Source organism: Candidatus Hydrogenedentota bacterium, from assembly GCA_012730045.1.
Classification (GTDB): Bacteria; Hydrogenedentota; Hydrogenedentia; order Hydrogenedentales; family CAITNO01; genus JAAYBR01.
Genome location: JAAYBR010000062.1, coordinates 97,170 through 117,198, shown reverse-complemented (window position 1 = coordinate 117,198; position 20,029 = coordinate 97,170). Strand labels below are relative to the sequence as shown.

General features: G+C 69.1%; 13 protein-coding genes. 4 read left to right on the top strand and 9 right to left on the bottom strand.

Features of this window, described 5'->3' with window-relative positions:
- Nucleotides 1–242: 242 nt before the first annotated feature.
- Nucleotides 243–1,523, bottom strand: a complete 1,281-nt coding sequence (locus tag GXY15_06645) for a Gfo/Idh/MocA family oxidoreductase (protein ID NLV40891.1) — start codon at nucleotides 1,521–1,523, stop codon at nucleotides 243–245.
- Between the two features lie 311 nt (nucleotides 1,524–1,834).
- Here GXY15_06645 and GXY15_06640 point away from each other — a divergent pair, with 311 nt between their 5' ends.
- Together GXY15_06640 and GXY15_06635 are read left to right on the top strand one after the other, a co-directional pair.
- Nucleotides 1,835–4,237 (top strand): hypothetical protein, encoded by a 2,403-nt coding sequence (locus tag GXY15_06640; protein NLV40890.1) that lies wholly within the window; start codon nucleotides 1,835–1,837, stop codon nucleotides 4,235–4,237.
- A 242-nt stretch (nucleotides 4,238–4,479) separates the two neighbouring features.
- Nucleotides 4,480–5,799: a Gfo/Idh/MocA family oxidoreductase gene (locus tag GXY15_06635; GenBank protein ID NLV40889.1), complete on the top strand. Its 1,320-nt coding sequence runs from the start codon at nucleotides 4,480–4,482 to the stop codon at nucleotides 5,797–5,799.
- A gap of 41 nt (nucleotides 5,800–5,840) precedes the next feature.
- Here the strand turns inward: GXY15_06635 and hydE are convergent, their stop codons facing one another.
- From hydE to GXY15_06615, 4 genes are all read right to left on the bottom strand, one after another.
- Nucleotides 5,841–6,926, bottom strand: a complete 1,086-nt coding sequence (gene hydE / locus GXY15_06630; protein ID NLV40888.1) for a [FeFe] hydrogenase H-cluster radical SAM maturase HydE — start codon at nucleotides 6,924–6,926, stop codon at nucleotides 5,841–5,843.
- Between the two features lie 179 nt (nucleotides 6,927–7,105).
- On the bottom strand, nucleotides 7,106–8,353 hold the full coding sequence (gene hydF, locus GXY15_06625) for a [FeFe] hydrogenase H-cluster maturation GTPase HydF (protein ID NLV40887.1): 1,248 nt from the start codon (nucleotides 8,351–8,353) through the stop codon (nucleotides 7,106–7,108).
- The gene (locus tag GXY15_06620; protein NLV40886.1) at nucleotides 8,337–9,815 is read right to left on the bottom strand and encodes an aspartate ammonia-lyase; all 1,479 of its coding nucleotides are present in this window, start codon (nucleotides 9,813–9,815) and stop codon (nucleotides 8,337–8,339) included. The genes hydF and GXY15_06620 overlap by 17 nt, the downstream gene beginning before the upstream one ends.
- Before the next feature lie 13 nt (nucleotides 9,816–9,828).
- On the bottom strand, nucleotides 9,829–10,089 hold the full coding sequence (locus tag GXY15_06615; GenBank protein ID NLV40885.1) for a hypothetical protein: 261 nt from the start codon (nucleotides 10,087–10,089) through the stop codon (nucleotides 9,829–9,831).
- A gap of 242 nt (nucleotides 10,090–10,331) precedes the next feature.
- Here GXY15_06615 and GXY15_06610 point away from each other — a divergent pair, with 242 nt between their 5' ends.
- Entirely contained in the window at nucleotides 10,332–10,931 is a 600-nt protein-coding gene (locus GXY15_06610; protein ID NLV40884.1) for a bifunctional nuclease family protein, read from the top strand.
- Nucleotides 10,931–11,662, top strand: coding sequence for a 4'-phosphopantetheinyl transferase superfamily protein (locus GXY15_06605; GenBank protein ID NLV40883.1), 732 nt, complete (start codon nucleotides 10,931–10,933; stop codon nucleotides 11,660–11,662). The genes GXY15_06610 and GXY15_06605 overlap by 1 nt, the downstream gene beginning before the upstream one ends.
- Before the next feature lie 150 nt (nucleotides 11,663–11,812).
- On the opposite strand, the gene GXY15_06600 is transcribed toward GXY15_06605, so the two are convergent.
- The 4 genes from GXY15_06600 to GXY15_06585 form a co-directional block, all read right to left on the bottom strand.
- Entirely contained in the window at nucleotides 11,813–13,390 is a 1,578-nt protein-coding gene (locus tag GXY15_06600; protein ID NLV40882.1) for a hypothetical protein, read from the bottom strand.
- A 46-nt stretch (nucleotides 13,391–13,436) separates the two neighbouring features.
- Nucleotides 13,437–14,429, bottom strand: coding sequence for an SDR family oxidoreductase (locus tag GXY15_06595; GenBank protein NLV40881.1), 993 nt, complete (start codon nucleotides 14,427–14,429; stop codon nucleotides 13,437–13,439).
- A 30-nt stretch (nucleotides 14,430–14,459) separates the two neighbouring features.
- A complete protein-coding gene (locus GXY15_06590) occupies nucleotides 14,460–15,386 on the bottom strand; it encodes a class I SAM-dependent methyltransferase (protein NLV40880.1) in 927 nt (308 codons plus the stop codon).
- 66 nt (nucleotides 15,387–15,452) lie between these two features.
- Entirely contained in the window at nucleotides 15,453–19,610 is a 4,158-nt protein-coding gene (locus GXY15_06585) for a glycosyltransferase (protein NLV40879.1), read from the bottom strand.
- Between the last annotated feature and the right edge of the window lie 419 nt (nucleotides 19,611–20,029).

The window sequence follows — 20,029 nt, the reverse complement described above, 5'->3', positions numbered from 1 at the left end:
TCAACCACCGGCTAATGTCTTGCATCCCTCCGGGATGCCCAAGACTTTCGCTTTCGGCCATTTCCACGTGTGGCAGAGAGCAACCGGCAGCTTGGGGCGCGAAAGAATACGTCCACTTCATTAGCAGCGAAGCGAAGCCATCTCGTTCCCACCAGCCCCCCGGACCGCCGCAGCAGTCTCTTTCCGGAAAGCCTGCGGAATCGCAAACGAACAAGCTCATGCCGGACCTCGCATTTCCCGCCTCAGACGATCTCCTCGGTGGCGGGGTCCCAGCGGACCTGGCGCTTTTCGTGGTAGGACTGGACGCTCATGAGGAGGGTGACGACCTCGATGAAGGCCTCGTCCACGTTGCACTTGGGCGTCTCGCCGGTGCGGACGCAACGGAGGAAGTCGTTCATGTGCGTGGGCCACTGGGGGCCGTCGGTCGGGTCGTAGGTGTAGGCCGGCTTGGCCTGCCGCCCCATGTGGGGGAAGGCGGGCGCGTCGGGGTAGACGAGGAAGTGGTTGGCGTCCTGGCCGATGCCGTTGAAGATGAGGCGGCCCTTCTTGCCGATGTACTCGGGCGGCTGCTCGCGGCCGGAGTTCATGCAGCCCTCGAAGGACACGGAGCAGTCGTGTTTCTCGAAGACGTAGTTCGCCTGCCAGGTGTCCGGCGTCTCGCGGCCGTCGCGGTAGAAGGCGTTGAACCCCGTGCACATGCAGGAGTCGGGGATGCCCCAGCCCAGCACGCTCTGGACGTGGTCCATCTCGTGGGAAAGCAGGTCGCCGGCCTGGCCGGTGCCATAGGCCCAGTAGCAGCGCCAGTGCCAGAAATGCTGCTCGTTGAAGTCAATCTTGGGCGCGGGGCCGAGCCACGCCTCCCAGTCGAGGTCCTTCACCACCTGCGCCGGGTCGGGCCGGTCCCAGACGGAGTAGTAGCCGTACCAGCGCCACGGCGCGCGCTCCTTGGTGCCGTTGAAATAGCGGCCCGTGTGAACGAGCGTGACGGGGCCGAGCTCGCCGTCGCGGATGCGCTTTCCGGCCTCGGCGGTCGAGGGGTACTGCCGCCCCTGGTGACCGAGCTGGAACACCGTCTTGTTCTTCCGGATCACCTCGCGCATGCGCTTGGCCGACGCCACCGAGGTGGACATGCCCTTCTCGCAGTAGACCGCCTTGCCCGCGTTCGACGCGTCAATGGCCATCTGCTCGTGCCAGTGGTCCGGCGCTGCGATGACGACGGCCTCCACCTGCGGGTCCGCGAGCAGGTCGCGGTAGTTGGCGTACCGCTTCGCGTCCGGGTTGTTGCCCGCCTCGATGCCCCGCTCCAGATGCGGCTTGTACACGTCGCAGACCGCCACCACCTTCGCCGTCTCCGCCGAGCCCGTGTACTTGATCAGGTCCCACCCGCGCGTGCCCGCGCCGATGTGGCCCACCCGCACCGGGTCCGAAGTGGGGGCCGCGCCCGCCAGAATTGCCGGCGCCCCCAGCGCCGCCGCGCCCGCCGCAAGCACCGTCCGACGTGAAACGACTGTGCCGTCCTTCATGGTCCTGTCCTTTCGTGCGCTTGCCGCGCGTGGTTCAGTTGCCGCCGCCCCGGCGCCGCGCTTTTCCGCGGCCCGGGCGGGCTGTGTGCGGAATCCATTCTATCCGGTCCGGCCGCACCGCGCAAGGACCGGCAGAGCGTCCGCCGTTCCTTCCGTCCACCTCGTCCATTTCGTCCATAATCCTTCGGAAAAAACAATTGACAGGACAGGCATCCGGGGGTAGATTAGTGCTTGGAAACCGCCGGTGTTTCCCCGGGGAGCCGGGGCGGGGCGGTTTTCCAAGGGTTTTTCACCACGAGGAGGGTCTCGGAATGTCCACGTTCTTCCGGAAATGCGGTCTTGTGGCCGTGGTGGCGCTGCTGCCGCTTCTCCTCGCCGGGTGCCCCAAGTACGCGCTGACCGTGCAAGTCGCCGGCCAGGGGAGCGTGGCGGTGGACCCCGCCACAGGCCCCTACAAGAAAGACACCACGGTAACCCTGACGCCCGCCCCGGCGGCGGGCTGGCACTTTGACCGCTGGGAGGGTGACCTGTCGGGCAGCGTGAATCCCGGTTCTGTGGTGATGGACGCCGCGAAGTCGGTGACGGCGGTGTTCACGGCCGACCAGTTTGCGCTGACCGTCCTGGTCACGGGGCAGGGGACCGTTACGGCAGACCCGGCGGGGGGCTCCCATACGGCGGGCACGACCGTGACCCTGACGCCCGTGCCCGCGGCGGGCTGGCACTTCGACCACTGGGAGGGCGCGCTGGCGGGCAACGCCAACCCCACGTCCGTGGTGATGGACGCCGACAAAACGGTGACCGCCGTGTTTGCGGCGGACCAGTACGCGCTAACCGTCCAAGTCATCGGCCAGGGCACCGTGACGGCGGACCCCGCCGGATCGCCCCACAACGCGGGCACGACCGTGACCCTGACGCCCGTGCCCGCGGCGGGCTGGCACTTTGACCACTGGGAGGGCGCGCTGGCGGGCAGCGCGAATCCCGGCACGGTGGTAATGGACGCCCCCAAGACCCTGACGGCGGTCTTTGCCGAGACGCTCTACGCGCTGAATGTGACCGTCACCGGCGGGGGGACCGTCGCCCTCAACCCGCCCGGCGGCGCCTACGCCCCGGGCACCCAGGTTACCCTGTCGGCGACGCCCGACACGGGCTGGCATTTCGACCAGTGGCAGGGCGATCTGTCGGGCGGCGCGACGGTGACCCAGGTGACCATGGACGCCCCCAAGTCGGCCACGGCCGTCTTTGGGCGGGAGGAGTACACCCTGACCGTGCTGCCCACGGGCGGCGGCAGCGTCACCCTGGACCCGCCCGGCGGCACCTATCCCTACGAGACGGTGGTCACCCTCACCCCGGTGCCCGACGCGGGCAACCGCTTCGAGATATGGGGCGGCGCACTTTCCGGGACTGCGGAGCCCGTCACCGTAGCCATGACCGAAAACCGCTATGTGGACGCCTTCTTCATGCCTGAAACCTACACCCTCTTTGCGCCGAACAGCTTCTGCGCCGTGGGGTCCACCCTCTATTTTCTCGCCACCGGCCCCTACTCCGGCAGGGAGCTGTGGCGGACCGACGGCACCTATGAGGGCACCCGCCTGGTCAGGGACCTTTACCCGGGTCAGAGCAGCCCGGATATCCGCTTCCTCACGAGCCTGAACGGCGCGCTTTATTTCTTCGCCGCGAACGGCACCGAGTACGGGCTGTGGACCAGCGACGGCACGGAGGAGGGGACGGTCTGGGTGACGGGTCTGGTCGGATCCTCGCCGGCGTTACCCCCGCTGCGGATCGGCGGAACCCTCTATTTCAGCGCCGTCAGCACCAACAACGGGGAACTGTGGGCGACCGACGGCACGGCCCAGGGCACCCGCCTCGTGAAGGCCTGGGGGCCGGACACGGGCTATCCCGCATACAACCCCGGCCAACTGGCGGACGTGGGCGGCGTCCTGTATTTCAACAACAGGACCCAGCTGGCCCCCCAGCAGATGACCCTGTGGCGGAGCGACGGCACGGCGGACGGCACCGTCGCTGTGGCGCAAAGCGTCAACATGGCGGAGATCGCCGGCCTGAACGGGCTGGCCCTTTTCGCCGCGGGCGACGCGCTGAACTACTCCCTGGTCGTGACCGACGGCACCCCGGCGGGCACGCAGACGCTGAGAACCTTCGACTTCGGCCCCGGCGACTTCGTGGTGTCCGGCGGGCTGCTGTACTTCGGCGCCGAGGAGACGGAGGACTTCAACACGCACATCTGGGCCAGCGACGGCGCCACAACCTACAAGGTGGACGGCTTCAGCTACCGCCCGTGGGGCCTGACGGATTTGAACGGCACGCTCCTGTATGTCGCCCTCTACACCGATGCCGAGAGCCAGGTCCACTGCGGCCTCTTCGCCACCACCGGCGCCGGCGGCGCCCTGCTCGCGGAGATCAACCAGACCCTCTTCTACGGCTACGGCGACTATGAGGCGGTCGTGGGCGATGTCCTGTTCTTCACCGCCGAAAACAGCCACGGCGGCGTGGGGATTTGGAAGAGCGACGGCACCGCCCCCGGCACCATGATGGTGAGCGACATCACGGAAACAGCGGGCGGCGTCCCGCCCTATGAGCTCACGGCCATGAACGGGAAACTGTACTTCTCTGCGGGCGACGAAACGCGCGGCCACCAGTTGTGGGCAAGCGACGGCACCCCCGGGGGCACGCTGCCCATAAGCTGCCCAACACCCTGACCGGGCCGGACATTCGGCAGGGCAGGCGGGATGCCTGCGGTACGGAACGACAGCGGGCGGGGCTCCTTCGTACCGCAGGCGTCCCGCCTGCCGTGTCTTTGGGCCCTCGCCACCATTTCGGCTGCCCCCGCTGTTCCGCGTTTGACAGCCCGGAGGGAAATGCTTATGCTTTCCGGGCGGGACAGAAAGGGCGCGGCGTCCGGACGGTCCGTTCCCGGCGCGGGCACGGCAAAGGAGACCCCATGCAGCAGACACCGGCATCCGGCGTGAACGGCGGCGCGACCCGCCGCGACTTCCTCAAGACGGCGGCGGCGGCCACGGCCGCGTCCTCGGCGGCCTTCATCGCGCGCAACGCCCACGCCGCCGGGAGCGACGTCCTCCGCGTCGGCATGATCGGCAGCGGCCCGCGCTGCACCGGCGCGGCGGCGGAGGCGCTCACGGCGGACCCCGGCGCGCGCGTCGTCGCCATGTGCGACATGATCCCCGGCCGGATCCAGGCCAAGCGCGAGCGGCTCAAGGACCAGTTCAAGGACCGCATCGCCGTGGACGACGACCACTGCTTCACGGGCTTCGACGGGTACAAGCGCGTCATCGAGGCGTCCGACGTGGTGCTCATCGCCAACGCGGCCAAGTTCCACCCCTTCCACGCCATGGCGGCGCTCCAGGCCGGGAAGCACGTCTTTGTCGAGAAGCCCCACGGCATAGACCCTGCGGGCATCCGGCTGCTCCGGCAGGCGGCGGAGGTGGCGAAGGAGAAGGGGCTCTGCCTCGCCTCCGGGCTCCAGAGCCGCCACCACTCCGGCTACGCCGAGACGATCCAGCGCATCCACGACGGCGCCATCGGCGAGATCGTCTGCCTCGAGGAGAACTTCCTGCGGCCCCCCTACCAGATCACGCCGCGCGAGCCGTGGATGTCCGAACTGCAGTGGCAGTGCAGCACGCAGTACCACTTCAACTGGCTCTCCGGCGACGACGTGCCCCAGTCCCTCGTGCACAACCTCGACCGCGCGAGCTGGGTGCTCGGCGACCAGGCGCCCGTGAAGTGCCACGGCATCGCCGGCCGCTCCTCCATGACCGACCCCATCTACGGCAACGTCTTCGACCACCACTCCGTGGTCTACGAGATGGAGAACGGCGTCCGCATCTACGCCTTCTGCCGCACCACCGAGAACTGCTTCAACGACAACTCCAGCATCGTCTTCGGCAGCAAGGGCCGCGCCTCCATTTTGAACTGCGAGATCTGGGGCGAGAACGCCTGGCGCTGGAAGGGCGAATGCAACCCCTACCAGGTCGAGCACGACACCCTCTTCAAGGCCATCCGCTCCGGCGAGCCGGTCAACAACGGCGATTTCATGGCCCGCAGCACCATGATCGGCATCATGGGGCAGCTCTCCTGCTACACCGGCGAGGAGATCACCTGGGAGCGCGTCAACAACTCCGACTTCGCCTATCCGCCCCGGCCCGAGGACTGCCACGACGCCATGGAGCCCCCCGTCCTCCCGAACCCCGACGGCAGCTACCCCGTCTACAAGCCCGGGCTCACGCGCCTGCTGGAGTCCTGAGCGAAGAGGCAAACCGTTCCGCCGAAGCGCCGCGGCAGCCGCTACAACTTCGTCCTCTTCCGGCCGCCGGGGCCGGCGCCGGGGGTGCGGCCAATGCCGCGGATGCGGGCTTTCATGCACAAGTGGCACTCGCGGCCGGTCTCGGAGATGCAGGCCTTGGCGGGATAGATTTCGTAGAGGCTCCGGTATTCCGGCGGCGTGAGGTTGGGCATGACGATGTTGGCCCCGCGCTGGAGGCCGAGTTCGCGGCCCCGGGCGAGGTTGAGCGTGGCGAGGGCGGTCGTGCTGGGGATGTTGCCCTCGGGGCAGGCCAGCCGGGTGAGGGCCACCACCTTGTAGGTCATGGCCTCCGTGTTGGGCACCTGCCCGCCGTCGGGCGCGGGCATGGGCACCAGGCGGTCCACGCCGTCCACGGGGCGGTTCTCCGACAGCGGGGTCGCGGGATGGGGGATGTAGGGCCCCACGCCGATCATGTCGAGGTCCAGTTCGCCAAACGTGGCGATGTCCTTCGCGAGCATGGCATAGGTCTGGCCGGGGATGCCGACCATCACGCCGCTGCCCGCCTCGTAGCCGAGTTCCCGCAGACGGCGGAGCATGGCGATGCGGTCGGAAAGGTCGCGGCCCGGTCCGGGCGGGTGGATCATGGCGTAAAGCCGGGGGTCGGAGGTCTCAAACCGCAGGAGGTAGCGGTTGGCGCCGGCCTCCCGCCAGGCGACCAGATCCCCGTCGGGCCGCTCGCCGAGGCTCAGGGTCACCGCCAGCCCCGTTTCCGCCTTGATGGCGTGAATGATGTCGGTCACCCATTCGCGCGTGATGCCGTAGTCCTCGCCGGACTGGAGCACCACGGTGCCGTAGCCGAACTCACGCGCCTCGCGCGCGCAGTTCAGCACCTCCTCCCGGTCCATGCGGTAGCGGGTGAGGTCCCGGTTGTCCGCGCGCAGGCCGCAGTAGCCGCATTTGCGGCAGCAGTGGCTGGAGATTTCGACGAGCCCGCGCAGGTGCACCTCGTCGCCGACATGCTCCCTGCGGACGGCGTCCGCGCGCGCCCAAAGTTCCTCCAGCCGCGCGGGGTCCTCCTCGCGCAGCCAGCGCTCGATCTCTTCCAGGGGGGGGCGTTCGGGAATCATGAAGTCACCCCCCTCCCCCGTCACCCCCGCGAAGGCGGGGGTCCATGACGCGGGGGGAGGCCGTCACGCCGACCCTGGATTCCCGCGTGCGCGGGAATGACGCTGTGAGAATGGGTTTCATCGTTTCTCCAAGCCGTACCGGCACGAACAGCCACGCCATTCCGTTCACGAAGAACACGTCACCTCCCCGGGGGATTCCCCGCGACGGCGGCCTGGTAGGCCTCCAAAGCGGCGGGGAAGGGCTCCAGGGCGCGCTCGAAGATGCCGAGGCTGTACGCGATGGCGAGGCCGTAGTTGGTGATGGGCACGCCCGCCTGGCGGCAGCGCAGGATGCGGGTGAGCATGGCGCGCCGGTTGGTGGTGCAGGCGCCGCAGTGGACCACCAGCGCGTACTCCGCGAGGGTGGCCGGGAAGTCGTGGCCCTGCACATGGTCAATCTGGAGTTTCCCGCCGACGTACTGCGTGAGCCACCGGGGGATCTTGACCCGGCCGATGTCGTCCGCGATGGGGTGGTGGCTGCACGACTCCGCGATAAGCACCTTGTCGCCGGGCTTCAGCCCGCCGATGGCCGCCGCGCCCAGGGTCTGGGTGACCAGGTCGCCGCGGTAGCGCGCGAAGAGGATGGAGAAACTGGTCATGGGCACGCCGCGGGGCGTGTCCGCCGCCACCTTCAGGAAGGCCTGGGAGTCCGTCACCACCAGCTTTGGCGGGCGGGTGAGACGGTCCAGGGCGTCGCGCAGCTCCCGCTCCTTCACGACCATGCAGTAGGCGTCGCCGTCGAGCAGGTCGCGGATGGACTGCACCTGCGGCAGGATGAGCCGCCCCTTGGGCGCCTCCTTGTCAATGGGCACGACGAGCACGGCCATCTCGCCCGGCCCCACGAGGTCGGACACGATGGCCGGGGTCTCGATGAAGTCGGCGGGCGCGCTGTCGAGCAGGGCCTGGCGGAAGTCCAGGATGCCCCCCCCTTCGGAGGCGACGGTCTCCACCACGCGCGCCCCGCGCGCGGCGAGGCCCTCCGCCAGCGCCGGGGACGGCTTTCCGAGGTCGGCCTTGTTGAACACGGCGACGACGGGCACCTCCCGCCGGACCAGCTCGTTCAGCAGTTCTTCCTCGAAGTCGCCCCACTCCCCCGCCTGCGCGACGATGACGCCGAGGTCCGTGCGGTCGAGGACGGCGCGGGTCTTTTCCACGCGCAGCTCGCCCAGGGCGCCGATGTCGTCCACCCCGGCGGTGTCAATGAAGAGCACCGGCCCCAGCGGAAGCAGTTCCATCGGTTTTTCCACGGGGTCCGTGGTGGTGCCCGCGTGCTCGGACACGATGGACACCCGCTGGCGCGTGATGGCGTTCAGCAGGCTGGACTTCCCCGCGTTGCGGCGGCCGAACAGGCCGATGTGCAGGCGCATGGACTTAGGCGTGGTCTGCATGGTCTTCTCCGGGACCCCGGTCAAACCGGAACCCGTCGAGCATGCCCAGACGGCACACGGCCTCCGGGGTGAACAGGGCGTCGAAATCCTCCGCCGTCAGGAGCCCCCGCTCCAGCGCGAGGTCCCGGATCGGGCGCTTTTCGGCGGCGGACGCCTTCGCCAGCGCGGACGCGGCCTCGTAGCCCAGCACGGCGACCAGCGCCGTGGCCGCGGCGGAGGTCGTGCGCACATGGGCGGCGCAGCGCTCCTCGTCGGCGGTGATGCCCTCCACGCACCGCGCGCGCAGGAGCGCGCAGGCGCGGGCGAGCAGGTCGAGGCTCTCCAGGAGGGCGTCCGCGACAAGGGGCAGGAAGGCGTTCAGCTCCAGGTTTCCCTGCGACGCCGCCAGCGCGATGACCTGGTCGTTGCCGAGGACCCTCATGGCGGCCTGCGAGACCGCCTCGGGAAGGACGGGGTTGACCTTGCCCGGCATGATGGACGACCCCGCCTGAAGGCGCGGCAGCCGGATCTCCGCGAGGCCCGCCTCGGGGCCGGAGGACAGGAGCCGCAGGTCGCCGCAGGTCTTGAGCAGGTTCACGGCGCAGGCCTTCAGGATGCCCGACACCTCCACGAAGACGTCGGCGTTCTGCGTGGCCTCGACGAGGTTCTCCGCGCGGGCGAAGCCGATGCCGGTGATGGCGCGCAGCTCCTCCACCGCCTGAAAAATGAACCGGCGGGGCGCGGCGTAGCCCGTGCCGACGGCGGTGCCGCCGAGGTTGACCACGCGCAGGCGCTCCTCGCACTTGTAGACCCGCCACCGGTCTCGGGCGAAGGCCTCGGCATATGCGCCCATCTCGCGGCCCAGCGTCACCAGGACGGCGTCCTGCATCTCCGTGCGGCCCATTTTCACCACATGGGCGAAGGCCTGCTCCTTCGCCTGGAAGGCCTCCTGGAGCGCCACCAGCGCCTGCTCCAGCGCGCGCAGCCCGCGGATCGCCGCCAGCCGCAGCGCCGTCGGGTAGGTGTCGTTCGTGGACTGGTGCAGGTTCACGTCGTCCAGCGGCGACACGGCCGCGTGGTCGCCCAACGGCCGCCCGAGAAGCTGGAGGGCCCGGTTTGCCAGCACCTCGTTCACGTTCAGGTTTGTGCTGGTGCCCGCGCCGCCCTGGAGCGCGTCCGTCACGTTCCACGCGTCCAGCAGCCCCTCCATCATCTCCGCGCACGCGCGGCACAGGGCCTCCGCCTTCTCCGGGGCCCCCGCCCAGCAGCCCAGGCCGCGGTTCACCCGCGCGCAGGCCAGCTTCACCGCCCCGAACGCGCGGAACAGCTCCGGGTGCGCGGGGCGTCCGGCCAGGGGGAAATTTTCCCGCGCGCGCAGCGTGTGCACGCCGTACAGCGCGTCCGCGGGCACGTCGCGCGCGCCCAGCAGGTCGCCCTCGCGGCGGACCGCGCCCCCGCCGGGGGATGTCGGGGAGTCTGTCATGCCGGGTCCGGGGTTAGTGGCGGAATTCCATCTTCTGCACCTCGACGCCCTCGATCTCGCCGAGGAGGCGCGCCAGCTCCTGGCACACCGCGTCGTCGCCCGCCATCTCCAGGATGAGCACGCCGCCGGGGGCGCAGTAGTCTTCGGCAACCTCGTGCAGGCCCAGGCGGGTCTTGATGTTGCAGCCGTACTCCGTCAGAAGCTTCTGCACTTTCAGCGCGTTCTCGCCCCGGTTGTGGATGTGCGCGCCGATGATGAGGTGCCGTTCCTTCATGGGATGCTCTCCAAGTTGGGCGGGGGGCCGCCGGGTTTTGCCCATTATTGCACGTTTGCCGGGTTGCTGGAAAGTGCGGGGCCGGACCGGGCGAACACGGACAAACACGGAACGCACGGACCCGGCCCCATGGAAGGACGCCCCGGTCCGTCCGTGCCGCCCCCGGTTGACGGGTGCGGGGGTGCCTGGAGTACCATCGGCCAGGAGCGGTCCGGTGTCTCTGACCGTTTGGAGAGAAGCCCATGATAGAAGTGAACGTGCTGGGTGCCTACGCGCTGGACGAGGAAAACACCCCCACGGTGCTGCTTCAGGCCGGGGACCGGGTGCTTCCGATCAGCGTGGGCCCCTTTGAGGCGGCGGCCATCAGTCTGGGCGTCCGCGGGCAGAAGCCCCTGCGCCCCATGACGCACGACCTGGTGCTGAACATTCTGGCGGGGCTGCGCGGAACGCTGAAGTCGGTGACGGTGTACAAGTTCGAGGAGGGGACCTTCTTCGCCTACCTGACGGTGGAGCAGGTGGACGCCGCCGGGCAGGTGGAGCAGGTGCTGCGCATTGACACGCGCCCCAGCGACGGCATCGCCGTCGCCGTCCGCGCGAAGTGCCCCGTGTTCGTGGCGGACGAGGTCTTCGACGCCGCCGGACAGGACGTTGCCATCCTGTCCAGTCTGGGCCTGCCGGGGGGACAGACGGACCGGGAGACGGAGTCCGAGACGGAGTCCGAGACGGAGCCGTCCTACGGGGAGGAGGAGTCCCCGGAGGAGGAGACCGGCCAGGAACCGGACGACGGCGGCGACGACGAGGACCCGGACGAGCCCGACGACTTCGATGAGGAAGGGTTCTAGTGAGGGACGCCCGCCCTTTTCTGCGCAGCCTCTCCGCGCTGGACGCGCCGGAGGAAACGCCCCCCTCCCCCGCCGCAACGGCGGAGGACGCCATGCTTCTGCGGGCGGTCAGGCGGCCTGACACCCCCGACCTGCTGGAGCGTATGGAGAGGGAACTGGCCCCGGAGGACCGCAACGCGGCCGCCGCGCTTCCCCATCCCGACCGGCGCGCCGAGTTCACCGCCGGACACTGGATGCGCGCGCGCGCACTGCGCGAAGACCCCGCGCTCCGCACCAGCCTGAGCCACGCGGGCGGGTGGGTGGTCCTCGCCGCGGGCGCGCGCGGCCCCCTGGGCGTGGATGTGGAGGCCGTCCGTCCCCGCGCCGGGGTGGAACGGATCGCGGCGCGGTTCTTCACCCCCGCCGAGCATGCCTGCCTCGCCGCCAGCGCGGAGCCGGGGAGGACCCTGCTGTTCTACGCCCTGTGGACGGCCAAGGAGGCCCGCGTCAAGGCCCTGCCGCACCGGGAGAACGCGCCCCCGCACGGTCCGGGCATCCTGGCGCTGATGGAGGCCGACCTGTCGCGCGCGCCGGAAACCACGGCATTCGGCACAGTGGCGCTGCCGGTGCCGGGCGGCGCGCTGCACTGGTTCTGGTGGCCCGAAACGGCCCCCGGCACGCCGCGCCTCCTTGGTGCCTGCCTCTGCCCCAACGGAACGGGATGCATCCGTTTCATCCGGGAGATGCCGTAGCGGGCCGGAAAACACTCCTGCCGTCATTCCCGCGCAAGCGGGAATCCATCCTGGGTCAGCGGATTACGGCACGCGTCAACGGCATGGGCCCCCGCCTTCGCGGGGGTGACGGACTGGAGGGGGTCGGACGATGTCTCGTGAGACCTCCCGCTATCCGCAGACCACGTCGCACACGAGTTCGGACCCGAGCGGCCCCAGCGCGACGGTCCGGCGGTCTTTCCCGGCGAGGAGGGTGACCTCCCTCGCCTCCTCCGCCAGATTCCACAGGAGCGCCGCCCGCGCCGTGGGGTACCACGCGCAGACCACGGGAACGTCCTCGGCCACCACGGGCACGCGGCCCAGCGCGGGCAGCAGCTCGCGCTTGAGGGCAAAGAGGGCATCCAGTGTCTCCGGCACGGCGCGCCCCGCGCCGCCCGCCGCGCGCGTGACACAGCGGTCCCCCGCCGCCTCGTGCGCGTCGGCGTCGGCGAGGAAGGTCCAGCCCGTGTCCGAAACGGTCTCCGACACCTCAAAGGGCACGCCGCAGGCGAGGAAGAGGCTGTAGGGGTTCGCATCGCCCGCCCAGCGCGCGCCCTCGCCCCAGTAGTGGCGGAAGGGTCCGCGCGGAACCTGTCCGGCGAGTTCCCGGTGGAACGCGGCCTGCTTTTTCATCTCCGGGGCGAGGGTCGCCCAGTGGGTGCGCGGGAAGGCCCGCGCGCCGCTCATGAACATGGTGTTGCGCACGTCCGCGAGGGTCGTGATGGAGAGCTTGGCGGCCATGTTCGCCGCCGAGAGGCCGTCGGGCGGCCAGGCCGTCGTCTCGCTGTACGCCCGCTCCGGCGGCGTGAACCGGCGGTGGAACAGGGCGCTGAACAGCTCATCCGTCTTCCCCTTGACGGGGGCGAAGGAGGCGTCGCCGAACATGAGCTCGCCCACGCGGAAGGGCACCCCCGTGTAGTCGGGCAGGCGGATGCCCGACTTCTCGGAGCCGAGGTACATGACCATGATGCCCATCTCCGCCTCCGGCGCGAGGGCGGCCTGCTGCGCGCGGAAGCACGCCGTCAGCATGTCGCACTGGTGCGTGACCCACGCGCGCAGTTCGGCGGTCAGCCGCCGCTCCGCCACCGCGCCCAGCAGGGCGTCCCACTGCGGCGCGCCGTAGCCGTGCTTCTCCAGAAAGGCGCGTTTGCAGTCGTCGCAGAAACAGCCGCCGATGTCGGCCGGGGACGGCGCGAGCCGGTAGTCGTCGTCCACGAAGACGATTTTCGGGTCCGTGGTCTTGATTTTGCGCAGGGCCTCGACGTTCGCCTCCGTGGCCGGGGGATGGAGGGACACCCCGTAGTGCCGCTTGCCATCCGGGCGCACCCCCTGTTTCCAGGCCTTCAGGTCCACGCCGGGCATGTAGTCCGGCGGCGTGTCCGAGAACGACGGGTGGCCGAGGGGGATGGTGATGTTGTGCACCGCCATGCCCTTCGCCTCAATGCGCCCCTTCCACTCCATCACCTCCCCGATGGGGTGGTAGAAGTTCCCGTTGAAGAAGCAGGCCAGCCACAGGTCCGTCACCCCCGCCCCGCTTACAATGTCCAGCAGCTCCGGGTCGGCTTTGAGCGCGTCAATGGAGACCGACAGGTTGTACCGCCGGACGGACGCCCCGGCGTCCCCCTTGGCGGCGAATCCTCCCTTCGGCATCCCTGCGGAAAGGCCTGCGGCGGCCATGCCGCCCAGAAAGGCACGTCGTGAACACTTCATGGCCCTGAATCCTTCTTTGTTGGCCCCGCGCCCAATGCGCGCCCCGTCACGTCCCCGGCAGGAGGGACACGGGGGCGCTCAGCCCCGGGTGCAGGCGCTTGAACACGCGGATGTTGTGGTAGCGCTCCTCTTCCGGGTCGCCGTACTCGTCCCAGTGCTCGTGCAGGGAGAGCACCATCTCTTCGATGTCGCGCTGCGGGGAGAACCCCAGCACGGCGCGGGCCTGGGCGCAGTCCACCTTGTAGTTGCGCAGGTCGTGCCGGTGCAGCACCTCGATCTCCGTGGACTGGCCCGTGAGCCGCTTCAGCGCCTCCGCGACCCGCTCCGCCACCTGGCCGACGGTGTAGTTGTCCTTCGCCACGTTGAACACGCCACTGACGCCGGGGTCGGCCTCCACGGCGCGGAGGAACGCCTCCGACGTGTCGCGCACGTCTATCAGGGGCCGCCAGATAGCCGGGTTGTTCACCGTGATCCGCCCCGTGGTGCGGGCGCTCTTGCACATGGTGTTCACGATGAGATCAAAGCGCATGCGCGGGCTGTGGCCGTTGACCGTGCCCTGGCGCAGGGCGATGACCGAAAACCCGTCCTCGCCCATCTGGAGCACCCCGCGCTCCCCCTGGAGCTTCGAGATGCCGTAGGGATAGGGGCAGGTGACCGGCGCGTCCTCGTTGTACAGCTTGTCCAGCGTGTACCCGTAGACCGAGCAGGACGACCCGTAGATGAAGCGGCCCACGCCCGCCTGCTTCGCCCGGAACGCCAGATACGCGGGCAGCGCCCCGTTCTGGATGAAGTTCATGGCGGGGTCGTACTCCGCCATCGGGTCGTTGGACAGGCCCGCCAGAAAAACCACCCGGTCAAACCCCGCCAGCGCCGCGTCGTCCAGCGCGAAAAGGTCCGTCTCCACCACGGGCACCGACGCGGGGAGCCGGTTGCCGAACCAGCACTGGTCCGCCACCGTCACCTCATGCCCGCGCTCCTGGAGCATCGGCGCAAGCACCGACCCGACGTATCCCGCGCCGCCCGCAACCAGTATCTTCATGTCATTGCTCTCCGTTCCGCCGCTCTTTTCCTATTTGCATGCGAGGGCGACAGCGTAGTGGCTTTCAATGCCCGGGATCTCCAGGGCGACATCGTCCACCACCAGCAGCCCGTCCAGCAGGGCCGTGTCATCGGGATCTCCGGGGTTGAAGTTCTGTATGCAGTGGGCAAGGGCACAGTTGTAGATCACGCCGCCCGTCCGCATGGTCCAGGCCCCGGGAAAGAACTTCCGCAGGGCGGGCATGATGCGGTCGGAATCCGCCGCCTCACTGGGATCCTGCCGCGCAAACGCCACGGGATCGGGACGCCGCACCCGAACGGGCTCCCGGCCGTCCGGACGTCTGAGGTTGGCCAGATACTTCTCCGGAAGCGACGCCCGCACAGCGGTGCAGAGCTCAAGCGCCTTGTCAGACCACTGAAACCGCGTCGGCCCGATGAAGTCGTCCATGTAAAACATGCCGCCCTTGCGGAGGATTCTATAGCTCCAGGCCACCGCCACCGGGGTGTCCATCATGTGGTGCAGGGAGTTGTTCCAATGGACGAAATCAACGCTTCCGTCGGGAATACCGGCCTTGAACGCGTCCTGGATGCGGAATTCCACCCGGTCCTGAAGCCCGCGGGATTCGGCAAGGGCGCGCCCCTGTTCCACACGGACGGGAGAGAGCTCGTACAGGGTGAAGGCCCCGACAATGCCCGCGTCCATCATGGCCATCTCCTTGGCTCCGCTTCCGCAGCCCACAGAGACGCCCCTGTCCCAGACCTGTGCCCCGAACAGCTCTTTCACCTTTTCCATCAGCCCCCGGCTGGTCCCCTTTACCGGACGCCCGCAGACGCGGGCGTTGACATGCTGAACGATCCGGGGGTGCGCCCACCACCCGGGACAGTTGTTCACCGCAGCCGCGTCCCAGTGGGCCGCGATGCGCCGCGCCTGCTCGTCAGGCGGCAGTTGACTTGTCATGCCGACACCCTTCTTTTTCCCTGAGGGAACACGTCCGGTTCGATTGCCGCCGCGCACATCTTCATGTCATTGCTCTCCAAAAGCCGCGCGGCGTTTCCGCTCAAAATCGCGGATGCTTTCCGGGAGATAGCCCAGCTCCGGGTCCGGCGGCGCGGCGGGATCCTCCAGCCAGGCGCGGAGCTGCCCGGCCAGCACGTCGGGCTGCCAGGTCCACAGCCACAGATGACGGTCCCGCCGGACGTTTTCAGCCATCGCCGCCACGCGCTCCGGGTGCGCCGCCAGGTCGCGGATCATCGCCGCCAAAGCATCCTCGTCCACCCGCATCTCCGGCAGGTACATCATGCCCTCCTGCGGGGACGCCGGGCAGACCAGCCCGTGCTCGCCGGGAAGGACCCACTGCTTCATCAGATAGCCGTCGGAAATCAGGACAGGGAGCCCGCAGGCCAGGGCCTCGACAATGGGGAGCCCGAGCCCCTCGCGCTTGGACGGCCACAGCAGCATGTCCGCGTCCGCGTAGGCGGCGTGGATGTTCTCCACCGTGCCCTCGCGCAGTTCGATGTTCCGGCAGGCGCGCAGGATGCGCGCGCTTTCCGGCCCGTACTGCTCCGCCGGCGCCTGCGTGTGCAGGCGCAGCACGGCGTTCGCCGGGTTCGCCTTGGCCCACGCGCGGAGGAGGCCGTCGGTGTTCTTCCGGTTGTTGATCCCGCCCCAGCCCGCGACATGCACAAAACGCAGGAAGCCGCCCGCCGCCGGTCGCGGCGGCGCGGGGGGAAAAAGGGCCTCGGGAATCCCCCAGGGAACGACCAGCGATGGAACCTGGGGGTGGGTGCGCCGGAAAACGCGCCCTGTCTCGAAGGTGTTGTGGAAAAACCCGTCGAAACGGGCGTAGCGGTCCAGAAACTCCAGCCGCAGCACATCGAGATTCTCATAGGCAAACACCCGGAACCCGGCCGCTTGCAAGGCGTCCACCCGCTTCCAGTCGCGGGGGTGAACCTCCATGAAAAAGACCGCGTCCAGCCGCCGCTCCCTGGCCCAGGCCACGCACTCCTCGGGGCCGGGGTCGTCGCCGCCGTTCATGACGCGCGGGTGGTCCACCGGCGGGTGCTCGGTGAACTTGTCCGCCTCCCAGCGGGCCAGCGCATGGGCGGCAAATCCTCCTGCCGTCTCCAGCGTGCGCATGATCTGCAGCGTCTGCAGCGCGATCCCCCGGACATGCCAGATGCAGACGAACCCGACGTTGAGCCCCGCCTGCGGTGCGGACGCCCCGGCCGGGGGCGCCCACGCCCGCTCCCCCCCCTCCGTCTCCAGCACGGGGATGTAGGAGGCCGTGGGCCCGTCGGGGTCGTTTCCGCGCTTGACGTACTCGCGCACGCGGAACCCGTCCGCTTCGAAGAAGGTCTGGTCGTCCGGGCGGACGGCCTCGCCCCACCGCTCGAAGAAGGTGGTGCGGTTGTGGCGGATGGCCTTGGAGCGTCCGGGGGTCTTGCTTTCGAGGTGGTAGACCGTGGACTCGGGGACGTAGAGGATTCTCTTATTCAGCTCCTGCGTCACGCGGAAGCAGAGGTCCAGGTCCTCGCCGCCGTTGACGTACAGCGGGTCGAAGCCGCGCAGGCGGAGGAAGTCCTCCGCGCGCAGGGCGACGCAGGCCGCCGTGAGGGCCTGGAAGGTCCGGCGCTTGTTGACGCAGGGGGCATCGCCCGGCATGCCCTGGTAGATGTGGTAGGGGATGACGGAGCGGTCGGAGAAGGCCATGCCCGCCGCCTGCACCGTGCCGTCCTCGTAGAGCAGCTTCGGCCCCGCCATGCCGACGGACGGGTCCTCCCGCAGGGGCGCGGTGAGCGTCTCGAGCCAGCCGGGGGTCACACGGGTGTCGTTGTTGAGGAAGACGAGGATGTCGCCCGACGAGCCCGCCGCGCCGAGGTTGTTTCCCAGGGCGAACATGTAGTTCTCGTAGTTGGTGAGGAGGAACACGCGGGGATGCTCCGCCAGCGCGCGGAGGGCGGCGGAGGCGTCCATCGTGCTGCCGTTGTCCACCAGCACCACCTCGTAATCCAAGGCCCCGGAATGGGCGTGGATGGACTCGACGCAGGCGCGGGTGAGGTCGGGCAGGTTGTACACGGGGATGATGATGGAGACGCGGCCCGCCTCGCGGTCGGGGGCGTCGCGCTCCAGCTCCTCCCAGTCAATGAGGTGCTTGTTGAGCACCTTGAACTTGTAGGCCTGGGGCTCCTCCAGCGTGATCTGGTTGAGCTTCTTTTTGCGGTAGTAAACGCACAGGGCGGCGGGAATCTGGACCGGGTCATGCCGCGTCGTCTGGCGGAGGATGACGTCCCAGTCCACCCAGCGGCGGAGGGTGTGGTCGAAGCCGCCCAGCTCCTCGAACAGCTCCCGGCGGTGGACGTAGATGTTGATGTCTATGTAGTTGTTCTTCAGCAGCGCGTCGAGGTCGAAGCGGCGCGCGCGGTGGCTGACCGCGTTCCGCTGGTCCTCGTCCACGATCTCCAGGACCGAATACCCGCACTTGGCCCCTGTCTCCAGCAGCGCATGCACGGAGAACAGCAGGTAGTCGGGGAGCCACCGGTTGTCGGAGTCGAGGTAGGCGATGATTCCCCCCTTTGCCTCGCGCAACCCGGCGTCGCGGGCGGCGGACACCCCCTCGTGGGCGATGCGCAGCAGCCGGATTTTCGGGTTGGCCGCGCGGAACGCCTGCACGGCCTCCGGCGTCCCGTCGTCGCTGCCGTCATCCACCACGATCAACTCCCAGTTCGCGTAGGACTGGGCCAGCACGCTCTCAACGGCGCGGCCGATGGTCTCGGCGCGGTTCCACGCGGGCATGATCACGCTGACCAGCGTGTCCTGCGGCCGCCGCATCAGCTCCCCGCGCAGGCGCTCCACCGTCTTCTCCCCCAGGATCGGCATGTCCTTGCCGTTGCGGCAGAGGGTCCGGTCCTGGAGGAGTTGGTCAAAAGGGCGGGGGTCTTCCCGCTTTTCCGGAACCTCGGGCTGCGGTGCGGGACGGGACGGCCCCGCAGCCAGGGGCGCGATGCGCCCCGGCCCCAAACCGAGCAGGCCCAGCAGCTTCAGCCCCGGCGTGCGCAGGCGGAGCAGGCGGCGGACCGCCGGGTGGTTCTTGAAGGCCTCGAAATCTCGACGGAGCTGGTTGATCCGCTTCACCGCGCCCATGGTCCCCTCCTCCTCCACGCGGCGCAGGTCCTCCTGGATGCGCAGGTGCATGTCGCGGGCCTGGCGCAGGGACTCGTGAAACTGTTTCCTGTCCTCGTGGACTTCCCGCAGTTCCTCCTCCATCCGTGCCAGTTGCTCCTGTGTCCGCGCCAGGTCCCCCTGTGTCCGCGCCAGGTCCTCCCGCAACAGGCGCACCTCGTCCTGCCGCGCCGCCTCCCCCGCGTCCTTCCTTTCCGCCAGGTGGGCCTCCAGCAGCCGGATGCGCTGGCCTTTCACCTCCTGGTCCTTCCGCACCTCGCGCAGTTTGGACTGGAGGATTTTCAGGTGCGCGTCGCTGGTGCGCAGGGCGATCCGGAGGGGGGGCGGGGCGGTGGCGGCGTTGGTGCAGACCGCCGCGTAATACTTGACGTGGTTCTCATCGCCGTAGTCGCGCCAGTCGGTGAAGGTCACCGCGTCGCCGTCGGCGCAGCCCACGGTGGAGATGAGGTGGACCTTCTGGCCCGTGACGGCGACGTGGCGGAACTCCGCGCCCAGGCAGCGCTCGAATTCGGGCAGGTTGTACTCGATCACATGGTGCGGGTTCACCGCCTCCATGTCGAAGGCGTAGTCAATGTTCGGCGTCGAGACGAAAAAGAGCCCGTCCGGCGCGAGGAGGGACCGCACGGCGCGCAGGAGTTTCTGCGGCTGGGCGACATGCTCGATGACCTCGAAGCAGGTCACGGCGTCGAAGGGTTCGGGATGCGCCGCGCGGACAATGTCCGCGAAGTCGTCGGCGCAGAGGTCCGCCTGGACAAACCGCGCGTTCCCCCGGCCGTAGGCCTCCGTGGCAAAGGAAACCGCCTCTTCGGAAATGTCCACCCCGAGCACGTGGGCGGCGGAGGCGGCCAGCATGTCCGTGCCGTAGCCCGCGCCGGCGCCCAGGTCCAGCACGCGCCCCCCCGCGCACCGGGCCGCCACGGCCGCATAGCGCGCCCGGTGCTCCAGTTCGAGCAGTTCCAGCCCCTTGCGGCCGGGGATGCAGCGTTCGCCCGAGAATTCCATAAGTCCTGCCTCCTGCGGCGCGCGCCCGCCGCGCCCCGCACGGGGGTACTCTACCGCTTTGGCGCGCCGGGGTCAATTGCGGCCGCGGCGGGAGGGGGGGGAGCTCAACGCAGAGGCGCGGAGAGCGCAAAGGGCGCAGAGAAATGAGGACGGGGGGAGAGAGGAAAGAGAGCGGGCGGACGGGGGCGCGCCCCCCTGGGATCGCCGGGCTCCAGCCTGGCCTCTTGGTTTTTCGCGCGCGGGCCTGTCCGTGGCATGTTTTCCCGACAGCCAAGCTGGAGCTTGGCGATCCCAGGGGGCGCGTGGTTTGGGGAAATGGGAAGACGAAGCCGTGGCGGGCACGAGGTGGCCGCGCTGCGCTCGCCATGACGCGCGGACCGCCGACGCAACGTTAACTCAAAGACAAGGCCGGCGGGACG